3 protein-coding genes are annotated in these 2,900 nt (G+C 53.7%); all 3 read right to left on the bottom strand.

Features of this window, described 5'->3' with window-relative positions; all coding sequences use genetic code 11:
- A partial coding sequence (locus BFJ94_RS03510) for a TP0910 N-terminal domain-containing protein (RefSeq protein ID WP_500690345.1) occupies positions 1–1,338 on the bottom strand: 1,338 nt, incomplete at its 3' end.
- Positions 1,339–1,625: 287 nt separating this feature from the next.
- Positions 1,626–1,787, bottom strand: a complete 162-nt coding sequence (locus BFJ94_RS26185) for a hypothetical protein (protein ID WP_229717261.1) — start codon at positions 1,785–1,787, stop codon at positions 1,626–1,628.
- A 19-nt stretch (positions 1,788–1,806) separates the two neighbouring features.
- The coding region (gene ltrA / locus BFJ94_RS03500) for a group II intron reverse transcriptase/maturase (RefSeq protein ID WP_120461236.1) at positions 1,807–2,900 on the bottom strand (1,094 nt) is incomplete at its 5' end.

The raw sequence follows: 2,900 nt of genomic DNA, 5'->3' as shown, positions 1-2,900 counted from the left end.
CCGCGGCGCCTCGCCTGCGGCAGGCGCCGGTTCTTGCTGCGCGCTCGCGGTCGCGCGCAGCAGCTGCTGCTCGTGCTCCGCACCGAGCAGCTTGAGCACGCGCCCCACCCACGGCTCCGCCGGGTGGGGCTGTGCCAGTGGCGAAGCTCCCGCAGGGGCTTCGCCGGCCTGCGCCGCAGCCGCAGCATTCGCTGCGGTGCCTGCGGCTGCGGCAGAGCCGACCGCGTTCTCCGCCGCGGTCGGTACCGCGCCGCCTTGCCCTTTGCCCGGCAAGGCGCTCGCCCCTTCCGCATCCTGCGCGATCGTCGCGCGCAGTTGCGTTAACAGACTTTGCAGCTTGAGCAGCAAAGTCTCCGTCGTCTGATGGCCACTAGGCTGGGCCATCGCCGGCAATGCGGCGTTCGCCAAAGGCGCAGGCGACATCATGCCTGCCGCCTTCCCGCCAGCTTCCCCCGCAGCCGGAGCTGCCGCTGAGGCTCCGCCTGACTGTCCCTCAGCTCCGCTAACCGTCCTCGCAACCGAAGCATCCGTTTGCGAGTTCACCACTGAGGCAGTGGAGCTCCCCGACAACGCCGAAGCATTCGACAACGAAGCGTTAGCATTTGGGACAGCTGTGTTTGAAGCATTCTCTGCGACCGCTGCATTCGGATTCAGGCCTTGTGCACCCGAAGCTGCTGGGAATGGCGCACCCGTGGCTTGGCCATTTAGATGTTCTGGCGATCCCGGAAGACTCTGTTCGCGCCCTCCCACAAATGCCGCCAACTGCTCCTCAAGGGTCGATAGCAGCACGTGTAGCGGCGGACCGAAGATCGCTTGATGCAAACTTCCCACCGTTTCTCCAGTTAGAGGTAATCCTCGGTTTAACGCAATTCCTGCCGCCTGCACCCATTCGGACAAGGGGATCGAGGACGGTTTTAACGTCGACAAACTCAGCAATTGAGTAACGTTCTCCTTGGTCAGCGGAATTCCGCCCGCCTGCATCAATTGAATTAAATCCCGATTGGCTGCAGTATTCTCCAGCCCAAATTCATTCAATATTCCGGCGATCGAGGCCGAAGACAGATTCGTCATAGTCGGCGCACTGATCGGCTTTAACACCATCATCCCCTCTTGGGTCTGTGGTTGAACCTGCAATAATGTCGTTTGTCCTTGCTGTAGTGGGGTTTCTAATGCAGCGTGAAGCTTCACCCCCTGCACTTGAATAACCGCTTCCTGTCCGTTCTCAGATACGCTTAACACCGTACCGCGAACGACCTGCCCGGACTTGAGCTCCAGTGTACGCGGTTCTCCGGGGCGCACATCGCCTACCATGGTGCGGAGCAGTGGTCCTATATTCATCCTCTTCCCTCCCAACCCTAAATATAGAGGTAATTCAAAAAGCTCGCTTTTGAGCACGAAATAATTCAAGGAGCAGAATCGACTTCGAATCTTGCATTCAGCCGGGTTCTCCGAGGCTCTCGTGCACACTACGTACGCTCCGCTTCTCACCTTCTAACGAAACGTGGTATCGCTATCTGCGCCAAAAAGGGGCTTCGCCAATTCTGTAGAGTAAAGGGCTGGGTTTACCAGCCCCTCCTCATCAAACCGTACGTGCGGTTTTCCCGCATACGGCTTTCCGACATTCTTCACCTTGGGCAGTACGTACTTTTCCTTTTCCACGTCGTAACCGAGTTCAAACCCTCTCGTTGGAGTAACTCAAAGATCCCCTGGCTCGGTCTGCGTCTATGGTGTTTCTTCCTCCAGAAGATTAGCAATCTTCTTCGAATATACCAATCGATCTTACTCAGAAAACGGTTTGCTATCCCTTTATCCGCTTGGGTGTAGTAGTTCCTCCATCCTCGGCTTTTTTGGATTGAGTTCCCCGATCAAGTCATTTATTTTCTTGTGGAGTAGATGTCGTGAGCCCGTTATCTCTTTCACCGTCGCTCGCATTTTCTTCATCGCCTTCTTGGATGGAAAGCTTCTCAAAATATGAGCTTCCTTTCCCCCTTTGCGAGCCACTTTTAATCTCCGAAAGTGATGTCCCAAGAAATCAAAACCCACATCATCGTCCCATATGTTCACCAGCTTACTCTTCTCTAGGTTCATTTCCAGTTCCAAGCGGGTGAACACCGTTCTTAAGATGCGAATCGCCTCCATCGCTTCCGTTTTTCGGTAGCATAAAACGACTAAATCGTCAGCATACCGGACCAGCGTACCGATATGGGAGAATTGTTGCTCCCATATCGTATCCAGATAGTTGAGGTAGATATTGGCCAGTAATGGAGATATCACGCCGCCCTGCGGACTTCCCAGCTCTGATTCATAAAACTGATCATCTTTTATGATTCCTGCCTTTAACCATCCGCGGATTAGTTTCAATACTCTACGATCGTTTACTCGCCTCTCTACCAGCATCATCAGTTTCTCATGCGATATATGATCGAAGTATCCTTTGATATCCACATCGACGACCCAGTATATTTTCCCTTCATTGACCGTCGTCATGATTTTCTGGATCGCATCGTGGGCACCTCGTTTCGGGCGGAATCCATAGGAGAAGTCCTTGAAATCTGCCTCGAAGATCCCTTCTAGCACGATTTTTGTGGCCATCTGTACCAGTCGATCTCGCAGGGTTGGAATCCCCAAGGGTCTTGTTCGACCATCCCCTTTAGGGATTTCGACTCTCCGAACGGGAGAGGGGCGGTACGTTCCATTTCTGAGTTGACCACAGGTTTCCTGGATAAAGCGTTTCTCTCCATATTCTTCGGTAATCTGCTGGATCGTTACTCGATCTATCCCCGCGCTACCTTTGTTTGCTTTGATCTGTTTCCACGCGTAGGTCATGATATCTTCCCGGTAGATCTTGTCATAGAGGGCATGAAATCGACGTGTCGGTTTTTCCTTAGCCGCAAGGTATA

It is taken from the genome of Paenibacillus aceti (assembly GCF_003614185.1).
GTDB lineage: Bacteria > Bacillota > Bacilli > Paenibacillales > Paenibacillaceae > Fontibacillus > Fontibacillus aceti.
Note: the sequence above shows the minus strand (reverse complement) of the source record. Positions and strands in the feature narration are given on the sequence as shown.